Origin of the sequence: Rhodococcus sp. KRD162 (assembly GCF_017168335.1) — a bacterium.
GTDB lineage: Bacteria > Actinomycetota > Actinomycetes > Mycobacteriales > Mycobacteriaceae > Rhodococcoides.
Window position 1 is genome coordinate 1 of record NZ_JABFAU010000034.1, and the last position, 664, is coordinate 664.

Genomic DNA, 664 nt, shown 5'->3' on the forward strand with positions numbered 1-664 from the left:
CCTTCGGACACATCCTCGACCGCTACCTCGCCGCCAACAACCGGCCCATCGAAGGTGGAGAAAAACCCCACGTCAACCTCCACATCAACCTGCGAGATCTGACCGACCTCACCGGCAGCGGGAACAGTACCGACGACATCGCCGACGACGAAACCTCACGCACCGCAGCGCAATCCGACAACTCCACCGAAAGGGACGCAGTCGACCCGGTCGACACCGGCGGCCCAAGACACCCCGACACGGCCGAGTCGAACGCCGCAAACGAATCCGACACCGACAGCGCTGCCGGACCGCCTACCGATCGCGGCACCTATCGGGACTTGTTCGGTGACGGCACCAGTGTCGGGTGGCTGCCCTGGATGGGACCACTCTCGCGCACCACCTCCCGACAACTGGCCTGCGATTGCATCCTCACCGCCATCGTGATGGACGAGACCGGTAACCCGATCAACCTCGCCCGCACAATGCGTACCGTCACCTCCAGACAGAAACGCGCCCTGATCGCCCGCGATCATGGCTGCGCCTTCCCCGGCTGCGGCACACCCGCCGCCTGGACCGAAGGCCACCACATCCGACACTGGGCAGACGGCGGCCCCACCAACCTGAACAACCTCGTCCTACTCTGCGGCTTCCACCACCGCCTCATCCACCATTCGGACTGGGA

1 protein-coding gene is annotated in these 664 nt (G+C 65.1%); it reads left to right on the forward strand.

Features of this window, described 5'->3' with window-relative positions:
• On the forward strand, positions 1-664 hold a 664-nt coding region (locus tag J1M87_RS24835), incomplete at both ends, for an HNH endonuclease signature motif containing protein (RefSeq protein WP_206492426.1).